The organism is Cyanobium sp. Aljojuca 7A6 (assembly GCF_024346455.1).
In the GTDB taxonomy this organism is placed as follows: Bacteria; Cyanobacteriota; Cyanobacteriia; order PCC-6307; family Cyanobiaceae; genus Cyanobium.
The window spans coordinates 245,948-264,837 of the sequence record NZ_JAGQCY010000002.1; the positions used below are offsets into that span (position 1 = coordinate 245,948).

Genomic DNA, 18,890 nt, shown 5'->3' on the forward strand with positions numbered 1-18,890 from the left:
CAGGGAGGGTCGAAGATGGTGGCCATAAAAAAGGGGGGATTCCGATCGAATCCCCCGGTGCCACCAAAACCGGACTGGCGCGATCAGTCCGCGGCGCCGCCGTTGTTGGCCGTGCCGGTCACGCCGTTGCCGGCGCCTTCACCGCGGCCGTCGTTGCGCAGCTTGCGCTTCTTGAACTTGCGGGCATAGGCCCGGTTGCGCTCCTGCTTTTCCTTCTTCAGGTTCCTGCGTTTGGACATAGGGCTTCGGCGCTTCGAAAAGACTGTGAGGCTCCACCCTACTCAACAGGCCCGGATCAACCGAGGGAGGCCTCACTGGCCCAGAGCCGTCCATCCTCCATCCGCACCAGCCGGTCGGCCACATCGAGGATGCGCGGATCATGGGTCACCATCAACACGGCACAGCCCTCGTCCCGGGCCAGCCGCTTGAGCAGATCCACCACCTCCCTGCCGGTGCGGCTGTCGAGGGCGGCGGTGGGTTCATCGGCCAGCAACAGGCGGGGGTGGGCGGCCAGGGCCCGGGCGATCGCCACCCGTTGCTTCTGGCCGCCGGAGAGGTCATGGGGGAGCTTGCTGAGGTGGTCGGAGAGCCCCACAGCCCGCAGCCACTCCCGGGAAAGGTCGCGGCGGGCGCGGTATCCCAGATCCGGCAGCAGGTCGGCCCCCATCTGCACGTTCTGCTCGGCGGTGAGGCAGCGCAGCAGGTTGTGGCCCTGGAAGATCATGCCAACGCTGCGGCGCAGCAGCTGGCGCTCGTGGCGGCTGGACCCCTTCAACTCGCAGCCCAGCACCTGCACCGATCCCTCCATCACCTGACGCAGGGCCCCCACCAGGGTCAGCAGCGTGGTCTTGCCGCACCCCGAAGGACCCGTGAGCAGCACCACCTCACCGGGGTGGATCTCCAGGTCGATGCCCTGCAGCACCTGACGCTCCATGGAGCCGGTGCCGTACCAGTGGCTGAGTCCGCGCACCGTCACTGTGGCGAGGCCATCGCCCGTGCTGGCGACAGGGGGGGCGGTACCGGGGTGGAGGGTGGTCATCGGCTCAGGAAGATCGACTCAGAAGATGTCCGCTGGATCGGCGTCGCCCAGCTTGCGCATCGCCATCGCCGCCGAGCCCATGCACATCACCAGGATCATCAGAAAGACGGTGATGGCCCGATCACTGGCCATCGCCACCGGCAGCTTGGTGGCGGCATGGATGACGGCGTACAGCACCTGGCCGGCGGCATAGGCGGGCAGGTAGCCGAAGATCGCCAGCAGCAGGCCCTCCCGGGCCACCACGCCGAGCAGGGTCAGCAGGCTGTAGCCCATGGCCATGAGGGTGGCGTATTCCGGCAGGTGGTCGCTGACATCGGAATAGAGGATCTGGTAAACGATCACGCATCCCACCACGAAACCCATGGCGGCGCCCAGGGTGAAGATGAAGCCGATGGCGGTGCTGCTGCGCCAGTAGTCCATCTCGAGATCGAGGAAGCCCTGCTTGGTGAGGACGCTGACGTCCTCCGGCAACAGGCCCCGCAGGCGTTCCACCACACGGGCGGGATTGGCCCCGGGCCGCAGGCGGATCAGCCCCAGCTCGATGCTGCCGGGGGGGGTGTTGGGCAACAGGCTGAGAAAGGTTTCCCGGCTGGTGAGGATGTTGCCGTCGGCGCCGAAGGAGGCTCCGGCGCTGAACAGGCCCGCCACCCGCAGCCGTTTACCGGCCACTTCACTCTCCACGGTGCGACCCTCTCGGAACCATTGGGCCACCGGTCCGAATTCATCGCGGGACTGGTCATCGAAGAGCACCCTGCCCTTCTGGGTGAGACGGGGTGCCAGGGCGGTGACGGACGGATCGATGAACAGGGGGTCGCGGGGCTCAAACCCGAGGGCCAGGATCGAGCGGGTGCCTTTGGTCTTGGGGTTGCGCCACAACAGCAGGTTCCAATGCACCGGCGTGATGCCGGCCACATCCGGATCAGCCATGGCCTGCACCAGCCGTCGCTGGGGGAAGCCGGTCATGCTGATCGAGCTCTTGGTGCGCGGGCTGAGCAGCACCAGATCAGTGTCGAACAGCTTGTGCACCGTGATGCTGGAATCGAACAGGGCATCACGGAAGCCCAGCTGCATGAACATCAGGATCCCGGCGAAGGTGATCCCCGCCAGGGCCACGGCCAGGCGCATGGGCTGGCGGGTGAGCAAAAGCCAGGCCAGGGGGATCCGGCGTCCCTGCCAGAACGTCATGGCTGCAGGCGGGCGATCACCTTGAGGCCGGTGAGGGAGGCGACCCTGGCCCCATCACGGGGATCGAGACGCACCCTCACCTCCACCACCCGGGCATCGGCATCACCGGTGGGATCGGTGGAGAGCACCTCCCGCTGGCGCACCTGGGGGCTGATGCGGCGCACCGTGCCCTGGAGGCTGCCTTCGAAACCACCGTTTTCACTGGTGAGGGTCACGGCCTGGCCGAGCCGCACCCGGTCGATGTCGCTCTCATAGACCTCCACCAGGGCTTCCATGCGATCGCTGGCCCCCAGTTCGAGGATGCCCTTGTCGCCGGGGCGTTCGCCGACGCGGGACTGGATGCGCAGCACCGTGCCGGCGATCGGAGCCCTCAATTCGGTGTTGACCAGATCCGTGCCCGCCTTGACCAATGAGGCCCTGGCTTCCTGCAGCTCGCCCTGGAGCTCCAGGGTGCGCTGCTCAAGAGCATCGAGATCAGCGGCGGCATAGGCCCCATCACTGGCCAATTGGCGATAACGCTCCAGATCACGTGTCTGGATGGTGAGCCGGCGGCCGAGGTTGGCGATGCGGGTGCGAATCAGTGCCAGTTCAGCCCGCTGCAGCGGCTGGTTGTCGAAGCGGGCCAGCAGTTGTCCGGCCTGCACCTTGTCGCCCTCGCTCACCAGCAGTTCGGTGATGCGGGGGCTTCCCCCAATGCCGGTGATCGGAGCCGCCAGGACGCGCACATCACCATCGGGCTCCAGCTGGCCCAGGGCCGCCACTGCCTCCACCGGGGCTGGCGGCCTGGCGGCGGTGACAACCGGGGCCTTGGGAGGCTGCAGGCGCTGATAAACAACGACACCCCCCACCAACAGGCCTGCCACACCGGCGACGATCAGGCCGTTGCGCCAGGGACCGGTGGGTCGTCGAAGAGCAGGTCTTCGATGTAGCGATCCGCCCACTGGGGGTTGAACGCCTTCTCCAGAACCCTGCGGGTCTTGTCGTTTTGTTTCTGTTGCTTGCAATACCTCAGCTGCCCTTGCCATCGGGCAACCGTAGCCGGGTCGTCATCGGCTTGGGAAGGGCTCACCTGGGCCGCTTCGGCGAGCACGCCCAGGAATGCGGCAACTTCCTCAACGAACCCCAGTTCCTCCGCCTCCGACACCGGCCGCACGAACAGCACATGGGGGGAGAAGATCGACCCCCAGGGGGGCAACTCCCGGACCTGCTCGAACGCCGGACGGGAGCGGGCGGCCAAGGCCTCGGCGATCGGCGCCGGCAGGAACTCCCCCACCGGCGAGAGGTCGACGATGGCGGCGCTCACCCCGGCCTTGCCGGCCACGATGTCGGCGCCGAAGACCGGCAGATCGTGGCGGGGATCGGGGAAAAAGACGCAGTGGAGGATCTGCAGTCCGGCGCCGAGGCGCGCCGTCTCCAGGTGCAGCTTGCGCAGGCCCCGGCAGCGGTGCACCTCGTTGCGGATGAAGAGCGCATCGCCATCGAGGCTGCCGCTGATCGCCTCCAGATCGGGGTCGATCGCCAGGGGGGCCAGATCCGGCAGATCGTTGCGACAGAGCCGGATCCTCTCGGCCAGAGCATCCACCAGCGGATGGATGCCACCGTCTCCGGTCCCAGCGACCTCACCCATGGACACGTCGTGACAGCAGAATGCGGATCCTGCCATGCGTCCGTGAGTGTGTCCCTGGGTTGTTGCGGGTCCTTGCTGCCCGGGCTGGCCGCCCCCATCAGCCACACCCTGAGCAATGGTGTCGAACTGGTGAAACTCGACCTGGAGGACGCCCCGCTGGTCTGCCTTGACTTCTGGTGCCGGGCCGGCAGCGCCTTCGAGCATCCAGCGGAGAGCGGCATGGCCCATTTCCTTGAGCACATGGTGTTCAAGGGCAGCGATGGACTGGTGGCCGGGGAGTTCGATCGCCGCATCGAAGCGCTGGGGGGCAGCAGCAATGCCGCCACCGGCTTTGACGATGTCCACTTCCATGCCCTGATGCCGCCGGAGGGGGCAGGGGAAGCTCTGGATCTGCTGATGGATCTGGTGCTGCAGCCTCGCCTCGAGGCCGACAGCTTCGCCATGGAGCGGCAAGTGGTGCTGGAGGAACTGGCCCAGAGCGAAGATCAACCCGAAGAGGTGGCCCTGCAGCGGCTGCTGTCGCTGGCCTGTCCGGAGCACCCCTACGGAATGCCGATCCTCGGGCGGCGTGAGGCCCTGGTCGCCCACGACCCGGCCGCCATGGCCGCCTTCCATCACCGCCAATACGCCGCCGGACGCTGTGTGCTGGCCCTCAGCGGCGCCGTAGCCGATGGCGATCTGATGCGGCGGGCGGCCGGTGGCCCCCTCGCCGCCCTGGCGCCGACTGTCGCGGCGATGGCCCCAGCGACGCTGCAGGTCATCCCGGGCGTGCACCGGCTCGCCGTGCCGAGGCTGGAAGCGGCACGGCTGCTGATGCTGTGGTGGCTACCGCCCGCCAGTGATGTGGAGAGCCTTGTGGGGGCGGACCTGGGCACCACCGTGCTGGCGGAGGGGCGCCGTAGCCGTCTGGTTGACCGCCTGCGCGAGCAGCTGCAGATCGTCGAGAGCATCGACCTGGACCTGCATGCGATGGAGGGCGGCAGCTTCGCCCTGCTGGAGGCCGTCTGCGACGAGGAGGACCTGGCCGCGGTGCGGGGAGCCATCACCCAGGTCTGGCAGGAGCTCCGCCAGGACAGCCTCGGCGAACAGGAGTGGTGGCGGGCCCGTCGGCTGGTCGCCAATGGCTATCGCTTCTCGCTGGAATCCCCCGGTGGGGTGGCGTCCCTGATCGGCAGCAGCCGTCTGTGGGGACGGACTCAGCCCCTCGACCATCCCCTGGCGCTGCTGGACCAGTGGTCGCCAGATCGACTGCAGGAGCAGACGCTGGCCCTGCTGGATCCGGCCCGGGCCTGCCTGCTGGAGGCGGTGCCGGCATGAGCCTTTCTCTTCCAGCCACCTCCGAGGACCACCGCACCCTGGACGGCGGCCTGCCCCTGCGGATCCTGCACCGGCCCGGGCCGGCGATCCTGGCGGCCCGCCTGGCCATTCCAGGTGGCAGCGGCCGGGACCCGGCCGGCCGCCGGGGCGCCCACCAACTGCTCGCCGGCAGCATGACCCGGGGCTGCGGCGACCTGGATGCCGAGGCCCTGGCCGATTGCGTCGAAGGGGCTGGCGCCGCTCTGCGGGTGGAGGCCCATGAGGACGGCCTGGTGCTGGCCCTGAAATGCGCCGCCGACGATGCCACCACCCTGCTGCCCCTGCTGCTGGCGATGGCGCGGCGGCCGCGGCTGGAGCCCGGTCAGGTGGCGATCGAACGGCAGCTCAACCTGCAGATGCTGCAACGCCAGAAGGAGGACCCTTTCCAGCTGGCCCACGACCAGCTGCGCCGCCTGCTCTACGGCGATGGCCCCTATGGCCATGACCCCCTCGGGATTGAGGCGGAACTGGCCGGTCTCGGACCTGAAGACCTTTGGCCCCTGGTGGAGGGTCTCGGGGCTGACGGGGCCGTCCTGGTGCTCTGCGGCGACGCCCCGACGTCGCTGACGGCCGCCCTGGAGGTGGAACTGGCCGCCTCCCCCTGGATCACCCAGGCCCCTGGCTCCCAAGCGTTCGCCGGCCCACCGCCGGCCACGGGGCATCTGGCTCTGCAGGTGCAGGACACCGAGCAGGTCGTGCTGATGCTGGGGGCCGCGACTGTTCCCCTGGCCCATCCCGACGCCCTGGCCCTGCGGTTGCTCCAGGCCCACCTGGGTCTCGGCATGTCCAGTCGCCTGTTCATCACGATGCGGGAGGAACGGGGGCTGGCCTACGACGTCGGCGTCCACCTGCCGGCCCATGCCGGAGCCCCTCCGTTCGTCATGCACCTGTCCACCTCGGCCGAGCGGGCGGCGGAAGCCACCGCCTGCCTGCTGGACGAGTGGCAGCGGCTCCTGGAGGACCCGCTGGACGAGGGCTCACGGCTGCTGGCCCTGGCCAAATTCCAGGGGCAGGACGCCATGGGGCGCCAGACCTGCTCCCAGATCGCCGAGCGCCAGGCCCTGGTGCTCAGCCATGGCCTACCCGCCGATCACGTGCGTCAGGTGATGGAGCGGGCCCCCGGACTTGGGGCCGACGATCTGCGCGCAGCCGCTCGCCGCTGGCTGAAGGCCCCCAGCCTGAGCCTGGTGGGCCCGGCCCCGGCCCTGGATCAGGCGCACCAGGCCTGGTTGAACCATGGGCTCAGCCGGCCGGCTCCAGGTCGGAAAGGTTGATCAGGAAGGTGCCGCGACGGAAACGGATGGCCCTCAGCTCCAGGGCCCTGATTTCCACGACCCGGCCCACTTCGCCTGGATCCACCAGGTCTGGGGGACGCAGCATCGGCATCGGGTCGGCGGTCTTGAGGTAGCGCAGGGGTTGGCGCAGGCGCACGGCATCGCCCAGATGGATCGCCACCTCCACCACCTGAATCGAGTCCTCCGGTGGCGCGGGATCGGTGGGGGTGAGATCCGGCATGGGTACGGCGCCACAGGGGGCTGTATGCCCTTCTCAGCCGAACCTAGCTGGAGCAGGATGGGCGCCAGCCACGAACGGTTCATTGCGAGCCCTTGCCACCTGGAGCGGAGCGATCGCCGGCCTCCTGCTCATCCTTGTCGGCGGTCTGGTGCCGGCGGCCTTTCCGGTCCACGAGGCCGGTGGCTGGGGGGTGCGGCCGCTCGGCATCACCCTGCAGGTGCCCGCCCTGCTGCTGTGCGCCCTGGTCTGCGGCCCCCGCAGTGCCACCCTGGCGGCGGTGGCCTATCTCAGCGTCGGTCTGTTCCAGTTGCCGGTCTTCCACGAGGGTGGGGGGGTCGGCTATCTGCTGGATCCAGGCTTCGGCTACCTGGCGGGCTTCCTGCCGGCCGCCTGGATCACCGGCAAGCTGGCGCGCCAGCCGGGCATGGACGATCCCCTCACCCTTGCCGGGGCCGCCGCCATCGGACTTTTGGTGCTGCATCTCTGCGGCCTCACCAATCTGCTGCTGGGCAGCCTGGCTGGCCGCTGGGGGGGAGACACCCTGACCCTGGTGGTGGGCTACAGCCTGGCCCTGCTGCCCCAGCTGTTGCTCTGCTGCGCCGCCGGCGTGTTGGGCTGGTTGCTGCGCCGGCTGCTGCTGGTGCCTTCGTGATGGCGCGTCCGCTGCGCCGGCGGCTGGGGATGCTGCTGCTGGCGGCCCTGACCCTGCTGCTGGATCAGGTCAGCAAGGCCTGGGCCCTTGAGCACCTGGCCAGCGGCAGCCTCCGGCCGCTCCTGCCTGGCCTGCTGCAGTTGCAGCGGGTCAGCAACACCGGGGCCGCCTTCAGCCTGTTCAGTGGCGCGTCGATCCAGCTCGGGGTGATCAGCGCCCTGGTGAGCCTCGGATTGCTGATCTGGATCCTCTGGCGCCCTCCCGTCGGCCTGTGGAACGGCCTGGCCCTGGGACTGCTGCTCGGCGGCGCCCTGAGCAACGGCATCGACCGCTGGCGCTACGGCGCGGTGGTGGACTTCCTGGAGTTCGTCCCGATTCACTTCCCGATCTTCAATCTCGCCGACGTGGCCATCAACCTGGCCGTGGCGTGCTTCTTCATCGATCTGCTGCGACCCCATGCCGACCGCCATCCTTGAGGGGTTGGAGCGGCGGCTGAGGCCCCGCTCCAACGCCACAGGCCCCCAACTCAAGGTGCTGCGTCCCGGACTGCCGGAGCAGAGCCACCAACTGCACGGCAGCCTCTACCGGATCGGCCGCGCCAGCGACAACAGCATCGTCATCGACCACACGGCCGTGAGCCGCCACCACGCCCTGCTGGAAAACCACGGCGGGCACTGGCTGCTGAGCGATGCAGGCTCCACCAACGGACTCTGGTGGCAGGGCCGCCGGGTGCGGGAGCTGGTGCTGCGCCAGGGGGATCAGGTGCGTTTCGGGCCCGCCGATCAGGAGGATCTGCCCACGCTTCTGTTCGCGCCTGAAGGGGGCCTGCGCCGGGCCTGGATGGGGCGCTGGGGGGCTCGGGGTGCGGTGGCCGTGGCCGGCGCCGGCGCCCTGCTGCTGGCCCTGTCCCTGCTGCAGGTGCCGACCCGGGGCAGCCTGGCGACGGTGCGGGGACCGCTGCTCCTCTACGACCGCAGCAATCGACCGGTGGCGTCCGTGGCCGATCGCAAGCGCCGCGAACTCCCCGACCTGGACGCCTATCCCCCTGTCCTGATCGGTGCGCTGCTGGCCAGTGAGGACAATCGCTTCTGGTGGCACCCGGGTGTGGACCCGATCGGCACCGCCCGTGCCCTGCTGACCAACCTGCTCGGCGGCCGGGTGCTGGAGGGCGGCAGCACCCTGACCCAGCAGATGGCCCGCAGCCTTTACCCGGAGCAGGTGGGACAGGGCGAGACGCTGGGTCGCAAATGGCGGGAGCTGCTGGTGGCCCTGCAGCTGGAGGCGCGCTTCAGCAAGCAGGAGCTGCTGCTGAGCTACCTCAACCGGGTCTATCTCGGTGCCGTCTGGGGGTTTGAGGATGCTTCGAGGCGCTTCTTCGCCCGGCCCGCAGCGGCCCTGAAGCTCGAGGAGGCCGCCCTTCTGGTGGGTCTGCTGCCCTCCCCAAACGGCTACGACCCCTGCGTCGATCCCTCGGCAGCCCTGGCCTCCCGCAACCAGGTGCTCGACAAGATGGCGGCCGCCAACCGGATCAGCGCCGATCAGGCCCGCCGGGCCCGACGCCAACCGATCCGACTGGCCGCGGACGCCTGCCGCTCCGCCCAGCAGCGCGGAGCCCCCTTCTACACCGATCAGGTGCGCCGCGACCTGGAGAACCTGGTGGGCAAGGACGTGGCCGCCGAAGGCAACTTTCTGATCGATACCCACCTGGATCCGCTGCTGCAGGAGCGGGTCGAGCAGGTGCTGCGGCAGCGCATCGAGGCCAGCCGATCGCTGGGTGTGAGCCAGGGGGCCGTGGTGATTCTCGACAGCCGCACGGGGGGGATCCGGGCCATCGCCGGCGGTCGGGACTACCTGCAGAGCCAGTTCAACCGCGCCTCGATGGCCTTGCGCCAACCAGGCAGCACGTTCAAACTCGTGCCCTACGTGGTGGCTTTGGAGCGCGGCGCCCGGCCTGGCGACCGGATCAGTTGCGGGCCGCTGTCCTGGGGCGGCCAGAACTTCAGCAGCGCCTGTGGCGGCAGCCTCAGCCTGCGGCAGGCCCTGGCGATCAGCAGCAACACCGCCGCCCTGCGCCTGGCCCGCAGGGATGGCCTCGACGCCCTGGTGAACAAGGGCCGGGATCTCGGTTTCACCAGCCCCCTGGCCCCGGTGCCGGGCCTGGCCCTGGGCCAGAGCGAGGTGACCCTGCTGGAGCTCACGGCCGCCTATGCCAGCGTCGCCGCCGATGGGCTCTGGCGGACGCCGACAACGATCCGCCGGCTCACGGATGCCGAAGCCTGTGCCGCCTCCCAGGCGGCGGGGGAGCGGGGGGGGTCCGATTGCCGGGCCTCCGCCGGCAGCTCGAGGGCCGTCACCAGCCCCGGTCGCCGGGTGATGAGCCCCGCCACCGCGAAGGCGATGCGGGTCATGCTGGAAGCGGTGGTCAGTGGCGGCACCGGTGGCGCCGCCTACGTGGGGGCAGGCAGCTGGGGCAAGACCGGCACCACCAACGAGGGCCGGGACCTGCTGTTCGTGGGCTATGCACCCAAGCGCCAATGGGTGATCGGCATCTGGCTGGGCAACGATGACAACAGTCCCACCGCGGCCAGCAGCGCCCTGGCGGCCTCCTTGTTCGGCGAGATCGTGCGCTCCGCCCCGCCGGGGTCATGAAGCTGCCCCAACGCCTCTGGATCTGGATCCTCCTGGGTCTGCTGGCGCTCGTGGTGCTGGGAATGGTGCTGCAGGCGGTCCAGCAGCTGCAATGGACGCTCAGCACCTGGCTGCCCTACTGGATGGTGGGGCCGCTGATGCTGATCGTGCTGGTGGCGTTGCTGCTGGCCCTGGCCCAGGTCGGCTGGCCCTGGCTGCAGAGGCTGCGCAAGCCTGGGCCATCGGGTGCCGGCAAAAGGCCCATGGCGACGGTGCCCTCCAGCCGCCGCGAGGCGGCCCAGCGCAACCTGGGCGCCATCGACCGCACCCTGGAGAAGGTGCGCGATGCGGTGGAGCGCGAAGCCCTGCATCAGGAACGCCAACGCATGGAGGCAGAACTGGAACGGGGCGACCTGGTGATCGTCGTGTTCGGCACCGGGTCGGCGGGCAAGACCTCGCTGATCCGTGCCCTGCTGCAGCAGGTGGTGGGCGACGTGGGCGCACCCATGGGCTCGACCACCACCGCCAGCCGCTACCGACTCCGTTTGCGGGATCTGCCCCGCGCCGTGATCCTGGAGGACACCCCGGGCATTCTCGAAGCGGGCCGCCAGGGACGGGAACGGGAACGGCTGGCCCGGGGACTGGCCGCCCGCGCCGACCTGCTCTTGCTGGTACTGGATGGCGACCTGCGCGCCAGTGAGTTGGAGGTGTTCGACGCCCTGGCGGGGCTGGGCAAGCGCCTGCTGCTGGTGCTTAACAAGTGCGACCTGCGCGGCGAAGAGGAGGAACGGCGCCTGCTGGCCCTGCTGCGGCAACGCTGCGCTGGCCGTCTCGCCCCCGACGATGTGATCCCCGCCAGCGCGGCCCCCCAGAGCGTGCCGATGCCGGGCGGCCGGCCGCTGCAGCCGGCGCCGGAGGTGGAGGCCCTGCTGCGCCGGATCGCCAGCGTTCTGCATGCCGATGGGGAGGAGCTGATCGCCGACAACCTGCTGCTGCAGTGCCGCCGCCTCAGCCAGGCCAGCCAGGACCTGCTGGACCGGCAACGGCACAGCGACGCCAGCACCATCGTCGATCGGTACATGTGGATCGGCGCGGGGGTGGTGATGGTGACCCCGCTGCCGGGCATCGACCTGCTCGCCACCGCCGCGGTGAACGCCCAGATGGTGGTGGAGATCGGCCGTGTCTACGGCGTCAGCCTCAGCCGGGATACCGCCCAGGATCTGGCCCTTTCCGTGGGCCGGACCCTGGCGGGGCTGGGGCTGGTCAAGGGAGGCGTGGGCCTGCTCACGTCGGCCCTCAGCCTCAATCTCCCTGCCCTGGTGGTCAGCCGGGCCATTCAGGCGGTCAGCGCGGCCTGGCTCACCCGGGTGGCGGGGCGAAGCTTCATCACCTACTTCCGCCAGAACCAGGACTGGGGCGATGGCGGCCTGCAGGAGGTGCTGCAGCGCGAATACGACCTCAACAAACGGGAGGGGATGCTGCGCAGCTTCCTGGAAACCGCCCTCAACCGGGTGGTGGAGCCTCTGCAGCAACGCCAGAGACGGCGGCTGCCGCCCCGCCCAGGGCCTCGGGGGGGGGCGGCAGAAGGGGACCGCGGGAATCCAGCACCGTGATCAGCACCAGGTAGGCCACCCCGATCAGGATCGACAGGGCACCGGTGAGGATCGCCACCCATTTTCCGCGGCGATCGCTCAGGGGGGGCTTCGGCGGGATCAGATCCGGAAGCGGTTCAACCATCGTTGGGGCCCGCGAGGCTTTGCTGCACCACCAATCTCAGCCGCTCCAGGTGATCAGGGAGGGTGTGCGGGTTGCCCAGCACGGCCTTGAGATGGTGGTGGCCCCGGTACACGGGCCGCGAAAGCATCAGCTGCTCTGCCAGCAGGGCCGCCCGGGTATCGGCGCTCCAGCGTTCCGCCTCCGCCCCTTCGCAGCCTTCGGGCCGGAAGGCGAGCAGGTGCAGGGGGCCACTGCAGAGGGTCAGACCGCCGATGGCCTGCAGCCGCTGCTCCAGGTCCGTGCGCCGCTGAACGGCCGCGTCGATCAGGGCGGCCACGCCATCGAGGCCGAGCTGGCGCAGACCCAGCCAGAGCTTGAGGATCTCCCCGGGTCTGGTGCCCTGCAGCCCCGCCTCCCCCTGGTGGCCGCCGCCCCAGCTGGGCTCCATGTAGGGCAGTCCGGTGCCGAAAGCCCGCTGCAGGTGGAGTGGGTCCGCCAACAGCAGCAGGGAGGAGGTCTTGGTGATGCCGAGCAGCTTCTGGGGATTGACCGTGATCGAATCGGCCAGGGCCAGGCCGGCGAGCCGGGAACGGAATCGTTCGCTGAAGGCGAAGATCGCCCCGATGGCCCCATCCACGTGCAACCAGTGGCCAAAGCGGCGGCACAGGGACGCGATGGGCTCGAGAGGATCCAGGGCTCCGCGCACGGTCGTACCGGAGGTGGCCACCACGGCGATCACCGGCGTACCGGCCCGGTCGAGCCGCGCCAGCCGCTCCTCGAGCGCCTGCGGCTCCAGGCCGCCGGCAGCGGTGACGGGGAGCTGCACCAGGGCCTCCGCGGGCAGGCCCATCACAGCGGCGGCCTTGATCAGCGAGACGTGGGCCTCCTGGCTGCACAGCACCACCGCCTCTCCCCGGCAGGCCAGACCGCGATGATGACGGGCGGTGACCAGGGCCATCAGGTTGCTGAGGCTGCCGCCGCTGGCGGCCACGCCCCCGGCGCCGTCGGGCAGGCCAAGCCGTCCGGCCATCCAGGCACACAGGGCCCGCTCCAACCGGCTGAGGCTGGGGGAGAGCTCTTCGGCCAGCAGGTTGTTGTTCAGACCGGCGCAGATCAGGTCCGCCACGATCGAGGCTGACAGGGGCGGCGGATCGAGATGGGCCAGGGCACCCGGGTGGTTGGGGTTGTAGGCCCCTTCCATCACCAGCTGCAGATCGGCCAGCAACTGGTCACTGCCGAGCCCAGCCGCCTCCGGTTCCACCACCGGCAGGACGCTCAGTCCGGGAAGGGGTGTGCCATGGCCAGCCTGGCCCAGCCAACGGCAGAGGAGTCCGGAGGCCTGCTGCAGGACGTCCTCCAGGGCCGGGTCCAGCTGAAAGGGATCGGCGAAGCAGCCGAACTCCTGGGGGGGCGGCACTGACCGGTGGGCGGGGGGGACGCTGGCCAACGGCGACTGTGGGGGTCTCGGCATTCTGCCGGGTGCCCCGGCGGAGAGCTGGCTAGAAGGAGTCGATGCTGAGTGACGCCGACAGCCTGCTGTGGATGGACCGGCTCCTGCGGCTCTCCGAGGCCGCCGGGGCGCGGGGAGAGATCCCTGTAGCGGCAGCGTTGCTGGATGAGTCAGGCCACTGCGTGGGCTGGGGCAGCAACCGCCGCCACCGGAGGGCGGATCCCCTGGGGCACGCCGAACTGCTGGCCCTGCGCCGGGCCGCCGCCGCCCGGGGCGACTGGCGCTTCAACGGCTGCACGCTGCTGGTCACCCTCGAGCCTTGTCCGATGTGCGCCGGTGCCCTGATCCAGGCGCGGGTGGGGACCGTGATCTACGCCGCCGCCGATCCCAAGCGCGGCGCCCTCGGCGGCAGCCTCGATCTCTCCAGCCACCCCAGCGCCCACCATCACATGGCCGTGAGGGGCGGGGTGCACGGCGAGCGGGCCTCTCAGCAACTGGAGCAGTGGTTCCGCCAACGGCGCCTGGCCCCTCAGGGGAACGGCGCAACGGAGGTGGGCTGACTCAGGCGATGGCAGCAGCCACGGCCGCAGGGGGCCGGAAGGCGGGCAGCTCGCTGGCGATGATGTCGAGCAAGCGATCGACGTTTTCCGGGGTGCTGTTGTAGCCCATCAGGCCGATACGCCATACCTTGCCGGCCAGATCCCCAAGCCCACCGCCCACCTCGATGCCGAAACGGTCGAGCAGATGGCGGCTGAAGGCCTTGCCGTCGACCCCCTCGGGGATGCGGACGGTGGTCAGGGTGGCCAGACGCAGGGGCTCGCTGACATGCATCTCCAGGCCCAACCGCTCCAGGCCCGCCCAGAGCCGTTCAGCGTTGCTGCGGTGGCGGGCCCAGGCGACCTCCAGTCCCTCTTCGGCCAGGAGCCGCAGGGCTTCGCGCATGCCGAAGTTCATGTTGACCGGAGCCGTGTGGTGATAGACCCGGTCGCTGCCCCAGTACTTGTTGAGGAGGGAAACATCGAGGTACCAGTTGGGCACCTTGCCGGAGCGGGCGGCCAGCTTGGCCTCGGCCCGCGGACCCATGGTGAAGGGGCCCAGGCCAGGGGGGCAGCTGAGACCCTTCTGGCTGCAGCTGTAGGCAAGATCCACCTTCCAGGCATCGATGTGCAGTGGCACCGCCCCCAGGGACGTGACCGTGTCGAGCAGCAGCAAGCAATCGTGCTGGCGGCAGAGGTCGCCGATCCCGGCCATCGGCTGGCACACGCCAGTGGAGGTTTCGGCATGCACCATCGCCAGGATGGCGGGCTTGTGGGCGATCAAGGCCGCTTCGAGTTCGGCCAGGTCAAAGGCCTCGCCCCAGGGGCGCTCGATCGTGACGACATCGGCCCGGTAACGGCCGGCCATATCCACCAACCGCTGGCCGAAGTAGCCCATCACCGCCACCAGCACCTTGTCGCCGGGCTCGATGGTGTTGGCCAGGGTCGCTTCCATGGCGGCACTGCCGGTGCCGCTCATCGGGATGGTCAGCCGGTTATCGGTCTGCCAGGCGTAACGGAGCAGCTCCTGCACCTCACCCATCAGCTCGATGTAAAGGGGATCCAGGTGGCCGATGGGCATCCGTGCCAGGGCCTGCAGCACCGTGGGATGGGCATTGGAAGGGCCAGGACCGAGAAGCAGGCGCTCTGGGGTGGCGATGGGATCCAGAGCGAGCCTGTGGGTGCTGCTGACGGTGGGAGGCACTGGGGGGAGAGGCAAGACCTGGCGGAGCGGCAGAAGTGATCTGAGACTAGGGAATGGCCGCTCAGCGAGCGCGGACGTTGCTGGAGGAGAGACCGCGGCAGAGGTGCTCAAAGGGGGCCCGCACAAGGCCGGTGTTCACCAGGCCGGCATCCGCCAGCATCTCGGCGATCACGTCACCGAGCAGGGAGATGCTGCGCACGGTGGGACCGGTGGGAACGCCCAGGCTCTTGTAGGTGTCATCAAGGCCGTTCAGCACCCGCTCGTCGAGGATGGTGAAATCGTCCGCCACCAGGGCATAGCTGGCGTAGCGCAGGAAGTAGTCCATGTCGCGCAGGCAGGCCGACAGACGCCTGGTGGTGTAGGCGTTGCCGCCGGGGAGGAGCAGCTCGGGGTCTTCAAGCCAGAGCCTTTGGGCCGCCTCTCGCACGATGACGGCCGCTTCCCGGTTGATCAGTTCGACGGCGGCGAGCCGCAACTCCGCCTGGCCGTAGTAGGCATCAATCCGATCGATCGCGGAGCGATCGAAATAGCGGCCCAGCTGGTCGTAGCGACCGATCAGACCGGTGATGGCATCTCGCATGGACGAAACGGATCGACGCACCTGCAGCGGAAGGTAGCACTCGCAATCCGCCAGATTCCTGTGCTGCGGCTGGTTCTGGGGAATCTGACAGAAACGGTTACGCGGCCACCGGCCCGCCGGGGGGGCACCATCGTGGCGGCAGCCTTCCGATCCGCCTCCCGCCATGGCCACCTCCGCCCAGGACGTCCTGCGCCGCCTCGGGGAGGACGGCATCGAGCGCATCGACCTCAAGGTGAGTGACCTGCAGGGACGCTGGCATTCGATCGGCCTGGAGGCCCACCAGTTCGGCCAGCTCGGTGACGGGGCCTTCCAGCGGGGTCTTCCCCTCGACAGCCTCGGCGGCGAGCCGATTGGGCTGATCCTGCATCCGGACCCCACCACCGCCTGGATCGACCCTTTCCTCTCCCCGAGGAGCCTCAGCCTGATTGCGACGTTCGAGGCGCCGGCGGCGGCCGCGGTGAGCTTCCGCCACTGCCCCCGCGCCCTGGCCAGCCGCGCCCTGGCCCTGCTGGCCGGCAGCGGTCTGGCCGATGGCGCCCGTTTCGGTATCAAGCAGGAGTTCTTCCTGTTCAAGGAGCTGCTCAGCCACTCCGACGCCCTGGGCAGCGGCTGCCGGGTCGCCATCGGTTCGCAGCGACCGGGGGCGATCGTCAGTGAGCTGCTGCTCACCCTGACGGCCCTGGGCCTGCGGGCCCGTCTGTCTCAGCCGGCAGCGCCTGGACCCCTGCAGCAATTGACGCTGGGCAGCGCTGATCCGCTGCGGGCCGCCGATGCCCTGATGGTCAGCCGCTACGTGCTGCGCCACGTGGCCAGGCGCCACGGCTGGAGTGCCACTGTCCTGCCAAGGCCCACCCCGGAGAAGGGCTGCGCCGGCCTGGAGGTACACCAGAGCCTGTGGAGGGCTGGCCAGCCCCTGTTCTGCGGTGAGGGCACCTATGGAGACCTGTCCCAGACCGCCCGCTGGTACCTGGGGGGGCTGCTGCACCACGGCCCCTCCCTGGCTGCCTTCACCAACCCCGGCACCAACAGCTACCGGCGGCTGAGGAGCGGCCCCGAGGCCCCGACGCGGCTGACCTACGCCAGGAACGACCCCTCCACCGTGGTCGGGGTGCCTCACAGCGGCAGCGATCCGGCCAAGCGGCGGCTGTTGCTGCGACAGGCGGACGGGCTGGCCAATCCCTATCTGGCCTTTGCGGCGATGCTGTTGGCCGGGCTGGATGGCGTACGGCGCCAGTGCGATCCCGGCCCCGCCAGCGATCGGGAGCCCGCCGCCGCCGCTACCCCAGGGGAGGCCCCTCCAGGCGCTAGCCTGCCCACCGACCTGGGCGGGGCCCTGGCCGCACTGGCCGGCGACCATGACTACCTCCTGGCCGGTGGGGTCTTCAGCCAGGAACTGCTGGAGGACTGGATGGCCCTGAAGCGCCAGGAGGTGGAGGAGCTGGAGCACAGGCCCCATCCCCACGAGTTCGCCAGCGACCCGATCGCCTGACTCAGGGCCGCAACAACCAGGCCAGCAACAGCCCCAGTCCCCCCCAGCGCAGCGCCATCCAGAAGCGATCACCGTGCCGGGTGCTGGGCAGCAGGGCGGTCGGGAGGGGATCCAGCAGCCGCTGGGCCAGCTCCAGCTTTTGCCGCCGCCGCCGCAGGGTCACCCCCGTGGGGGGGACGGCCCCCGGACGACCGGCCAGGCTCAAGACCGCCGCCAGGTGATGCAGCAGTCCGGGTGACGGTGGGCGACGGGGGCGGTGGAGTCGGCTCATGACGGCACGATCGACAGGGCGAGGCCTGGAACGACAGGATGGGGCCACTGCGGTCCGATCGTCCAGTGGAAGCCACCAGCGCTCCAGCCGAAGCCTCTTCCTCCGTCGGTGTCTCGGTCCCGTCCCACCGGTCGTGGCCACCTGAGGCCCTGCCCCTGGCCGAACGCCTGCATCGCCAGCTCAGTATCGGCGACCGCGACTGGCACGCCCTCAAACACCAGCGCTCCCGTCGGGCGGCTGAACAGGTGGCGGCGGCCCTGGTGCAACTCCTGGCTGCTGATGAGCCTGCCGCCAGCGCGTCCAGCGAAGGTCGGCGCAACGCCATCGCCCTGCTGGAGAACGCCCAGGCCTGGCTGCGGGCCGAGATCAGCGATCCGGGCTGTCCGGCCCACGGACGCTGACCACGGCCCGCCGTGCCGCCAGCTGCAGCCGGTTGCCCCGGCTGCTCCAGCGCACATCATCGAAGCAGTGATGGATCAGAAACAGGCCACGTCCGGAAAGGGCGTCCTGCTCGCAGGGCAGACCGCTCCGGCGGGCATGGGGCGGAAGCCCGGGGCCTTCGTCCTGGACCTGCCAGACCACCCAGCGGGGGGTGACGATCCGGCGGACCCTCAGGCACTTGCCGGGATCGCAGCCGTTGCCATGTCGCACGGCATTGACCAAGGCCTCCTGCAGCCCGAGCTGCAACTCCGCCTGGCGGAGTGCGCAGCCGATGGGTTCAAGAAGCAACTCCACCAGCGGGGCCAGCTGCAGGGTGGAGGGGGTGATGTAGTCGGCCCAGCGGAGCTGCATGAAGCAGGAATTCCCATTCGCCTCACCGAAACCTAACGTGCGCGCCCGGCCGGTGCCTCCCCCAGGCGGGCCTGTATGGCGGGATGTTGCAAAAGCGCGTCCATCAACCGCACGCCGCGCAGCTGGTTGATCAAGGGCATGTGGCCTTCCGGCGCCTCCTGCGACCACTGGAAAGAGCCCGGGTAGCGGGTCCAGGTGCCATCGCTCTTCCAGCCGAGCCGAGGCCAGAGCCGATCCCATTGGCCCTGACACACCTGCAGCAGCCGGGCCTGGACCGAAAAGCCGAAGCGCCCCTGGGAATAGCAACACCAGAGACGGTCGAGACTGGTGAGGTCGGTGTCGGGCATCGCCGCGACTTCGCTGAAATAGACATAGCCGCGTCGGACGGCCGCCTCGCCAGCCAGCTGGCGCAAGTGTTCGCTGGTGAGGCGATCGGCCGCTTCGAAGGCTTGCCGCATCAACTGCTGTTGCAGCGGCGCGTAGTCGAAGCCTGCGACGCTGGCGACGGCGAGCCATCCCTCGGGGTGGCGAGCCAGCCAGGCCTCTTGCCGGTCAGGGTCAGCGGAGGCCAGCAACAGTTGGATCAGATGGCCGGCGGCCCAATCGTCGCCGGTGGCATCCAGTCGGTCGAGCCGATCCGGGATTCGATCCAGGAGGTCGGGGCCGGCCTGCTCGAGCGGGCCCAGAAGGCTGCGGCGTTGACGGGCCGACCCTGCGAGGAAACGCTCCAGCAGCTGTTCGGCATCGACGGTGCTGGAAACCGGTGGACCGGAGAGCATGGGCAGACGACCAGCCGAAAAGGCAGCATGGTGGGATCCACTATGTCAGGGCCGATGGGCACTGGCTGAAT

Annotated in this window: 21 protein-coding genes; 9 read left to right on the forward strand and 12 right to left on the reverse strand. The window is 69.6% G+C overall.

What is annotated here, in order from left to right; genetic code table 11:
* Nucleotides 1-83: 83 nt before the first annotated feature.
* Genes KBY95_RS02990 through KBY95_RS03010 form a run of 5 tightly spaced genes read right to left on the reverse strand, consistent with a single transcriptional unit; the run spans nt 84 to nt 3,851 of the window.
* Entirely contained in the window at nt 84-239 is a 156-nt protein-coding gene (locus KBY95_RS02990) for a hypothetical protein (RefSeq protein WP_011293689.1), read from the reverse strand.
* 56 nt (nt 240-295) lie between these two features.
* Nucleotides 296-1,039 carry a DevA family ABC transporter ATP-binding protein gene (locus tag KBY95_RS02995; protein ID WP_254963202.1) on the reverse strand — a complete coding sequence of 248 codons (744 nt, stop codon included), beginning with the start codon at nt 1,037-1,039 and terminating at the stop codon, nt 296-298.
* Between the two features lie 18 nt (nt 1,040-1,057).
* Nucleotides 1,058-2,224 (reverse strand): ABC transporter permease DevC, encoded by a 1,167-nt coding sequence (gene devC / locus KBY95_RS03000; protein WP_254963203.1) that lies wholly within the window; start codon nt 2,222-2,224, stop codon nt 1,058-1,060.
* Nucleotides 2,221-3,087: an HlyD family efflux transporter periplasmic adaptor subunit gene (locus KBY95_RS03005; protein ID WP_254963204.1), complete on the reverse strand. Its 867-nt coding sequence runs from the start codon at nt 3,085-3,087 to the stop codon at nt 2,221-2,223. Before KBY95_RS03005 ends, devC begins: the two co-directional genes overlap by 4 nt.
* 11 nt (nt 3,088-3,098) lie before the next feature.
* A complete protein-coding gene (locus tag KBY95_RS03010; RefSeq protein ID WP_254963205.1) occupies nt 3,099-3,851 on the reverse strand; it encodes a phycocyanobilin:ferredoxin oxidoreductase in 753 nt (250 codons plus the stop codon).
* Nucleotides 3,852-3,893: 42 nt separating this feature from the next.
* Here KBY95_RS03010 and KBY95_RS03015 point away from each other — a divergent pair, with 42 nt between their 5' ends.
* Nucleotides 3,894-5,168, forward strand: a complete 1,275-nt coding sequence (locus KBY95_RS03015) for a pitrilysin family protein (protein ID WP_254963206.1) — start codon at nt 3,894-3,896, stop codon at nt 5,166-5,168.
* Entirely contained in the window at nt 5,165-6,481 is a 1,317-nt protein-coding gene (locus KBY95_RS03020) for a pitrilysin family protein (protein ID WP_254963207.1), read from the forward strand. Before KBY95_RS03015 ends, KBY95_RS03020 begins: the two co-directional genes overlap by 4 nt.
* Here KBY95_RS03020 and KBY95_RS03025 read toward each other — a convergent pair.
* A complete protein-coding gene (locus tag KBY95_RS03025) occupies nt 6,450-6,722 on the reverse strand; it encodes a DUF3148 domain-containing protein (RefSeq protein ID WP_261353417.1) in 273 nt (90 codons plus the stop codon). The genes KBY95_RS03020 and KBY95_RS03025 overlap by 32 nt on opposite strands.
* An 82-nt stretch (nt 6,723-6,804) precedes the next feature.
* On the opposite strand from KBY95_RS03025, the gene KBY95_RS03030 reads away from it, so the two are divergent.
* The 4 genes from KBY95_RS03030 to KBY95_RS03045 are packed head-to-tail and all read left to right on the forward strand — an operon-like array spanning nt 6,805 to nt 11,615.
* Complete coding sequence (locus KBY95_RS03030; RefSeq protein WP_254963208.1) at nt 6,805-7,374, forward strand: biotin transporter BioY; 570 nt, start codon at nt 6,805-6,807, stop codon at nt 7,372-7,374.
* Nucleotides 7,374-7,850 (forward strand): signal peptidase II, encoded by a 477-nt coding sequence (gene lspA, locus KBY95_RS03035; RefSeq protein ID WP_254963209.1) that lies wholly within the window; start codon nt 7,374-7,376, stop codon nt 7,848-7,850. Before KBY95_RS03030 ends, lspA begins: the two co-directional genes overlap by 1 nt.
* Nucleotides 7,831-10,023 (forward strand): transglycosylase domain-containing protein, encoded by a 2,193-nt coding sequence (locus KBY95_RS03040; protein WP_254963210.1) that lies wholly within the window; start codon nt 7,831-7,833, stop codon nt 10,021-10,023. The genes lspA and KBY95_RS03040 overlap by 20 nt, the downstream gene beginning before the upstream one ends.
* Entirely contained in the window at nt 10,020-11,615 is a 1,596-nt protein-coding gene (locus KBY95_RS03045) for a YcjF family protein (protein ID WP_254963212.1), read from the forward strand. Before KBY95_RS03040 ends, KBY95_RS03045 begins: the two co-directional genes overlap by 4 nt.
* Nucleotides 11,616-11,731: 116 nt before the next feature.
* Here KBY95_RS03045 and KBY95_RS03050 read toward each other — a convergent pair whose 3' ends face one another.
* Nucleotides 11,732-13,165, reverse strand: coding sequence for a pyridoxal-dependent decarboxylase (locus tag KBY95_RS03050; protein ID WP_254963213.1), 1,434 nt, complete (start codon nt 13,163-13,165; stop codon nt 11,732-11,734).
* 65 nt (nt 13,166-13,230) lie between these two features.
* Between KBY95_RS03050 and KBY95_RS03055 the strand changes: the two genes are divergently transcribed.
* Entirely contained in the window at nt 13,231-13,728 is a 498-nt protein-coding gene (locus KBY95_RS03055) for a nucleoside deaminase (protein ID WP_254963215.1), read from the forward strand.
* Nucleotide 13,729: 1 nt separating this feature from the next.
* On the opposite strand, the gene KBY95_RS03060 is transcribed toward KBY95_RS03055, so the two are convergent.
* Nucleotides 13,730-14,923, reverse strand: a complete 1,194-nt coding sequence (locus KBY95_RS03060) for an alanine--glyoxylate aminotransferase family protein (RefSeq protein WP_254963216.1) — start codon at nt 14,921-14,923, stop codon at nt 13,730-13,732.
* A 46-nt stretch (nt 14,924-14,969) separates the two neighbouring features.
* Nucleotides 14,970-15,488 (reverse strand): allophycocyanin subunit beta, encoded by a 519-nt coding sequence (locus KBY95_RS03065; RefSeq protein ID WP_254963217.1) that lies wholly within the window; start codon nt 15,486-15,488, stop codon nt 14,970-14,972.
* A 163-nt stretch (nt 15,489-15,651) separates the two neighbouring features.
* Here KBY95_RS03065 and KBY95_RS03070 point away from each other — a divergent pair, with 163 nt between their 5' ends.
* Nucleotides 15,652-16,977 (forward strand): glutamine synthetase family protein, encoded by a 1,326-nt coding sequence (locus KBY95_RS03070; protein WP_254963218.1) that lies wholly within the window; start codon nt 15,652-15,654, stop codon nt 16,975-16,977.
* A 1-nt stretch (nt 16,978) separates the two neighbouring features.
* On the opposite strand, the gene KBY95_RS03075 is transcribed toward KBY95_RS03070, so the two are convergent.
* On the reverse strand, nt 16,979-17,248 hold the full coding sequence (locus KBY95_RS03075) for a hypothetical protein (RefSeq protein WP_254963220.1): 270 nt from the start codon (nt 17,246-17,248) through the stop codon (nt 16,979-16,981).
* Between the two features lie 38 nt (nt 17,249-17,286).
* Between KBY95_RS03075 and KBY95_RS03080 the strand changes: the two genes are divergently transcribed.
* The gene (locus KBY95_RS03080) at nt 17,287-17,649 is read left to right on the forward strand and encodes a DUF6439 family protein (protein ID WP_255024583.1); all 363 of its coding nucleotides are present in this window, start codon (nt 17,287-17,289) and stop codon (nt 17,647-17,649) included.
* Here the strand turns inward: KBY95_RS03080 and KBY95_RS03085 are convergent.
* Nucleotides 17,615-18,040 (reverse strand): ATP-binding protein, encoded by a 426-nt coding sequence (locus tag KBY95_RS03085; protein ID WP_254963221.1) that lies wholly within the window; start codon nt 18,038-18,040, stop codon nt 17,615-17,617. The two genes, KBY95_RS03080 and KBY95_RS03085, sit on opposite strands and share 35 nt — an antisense overlap.
* 32 nt (nt 18,041-18,072) lie before the next feature.
* Nucleotides 18,073-18,819 (reverse strand): GUN4 domain-containing protein, encoded by a 747-nt coding sequence (locus tag KBY95_RS03090; protein ID WP_254963223.1) that lies wholly within the window; start codon nt 18,817-18,819, stop codon nt 18,073-18,075.
* Between the last annotated feature and the right edge of the window lie 71 nt (nt 18,820-18,890).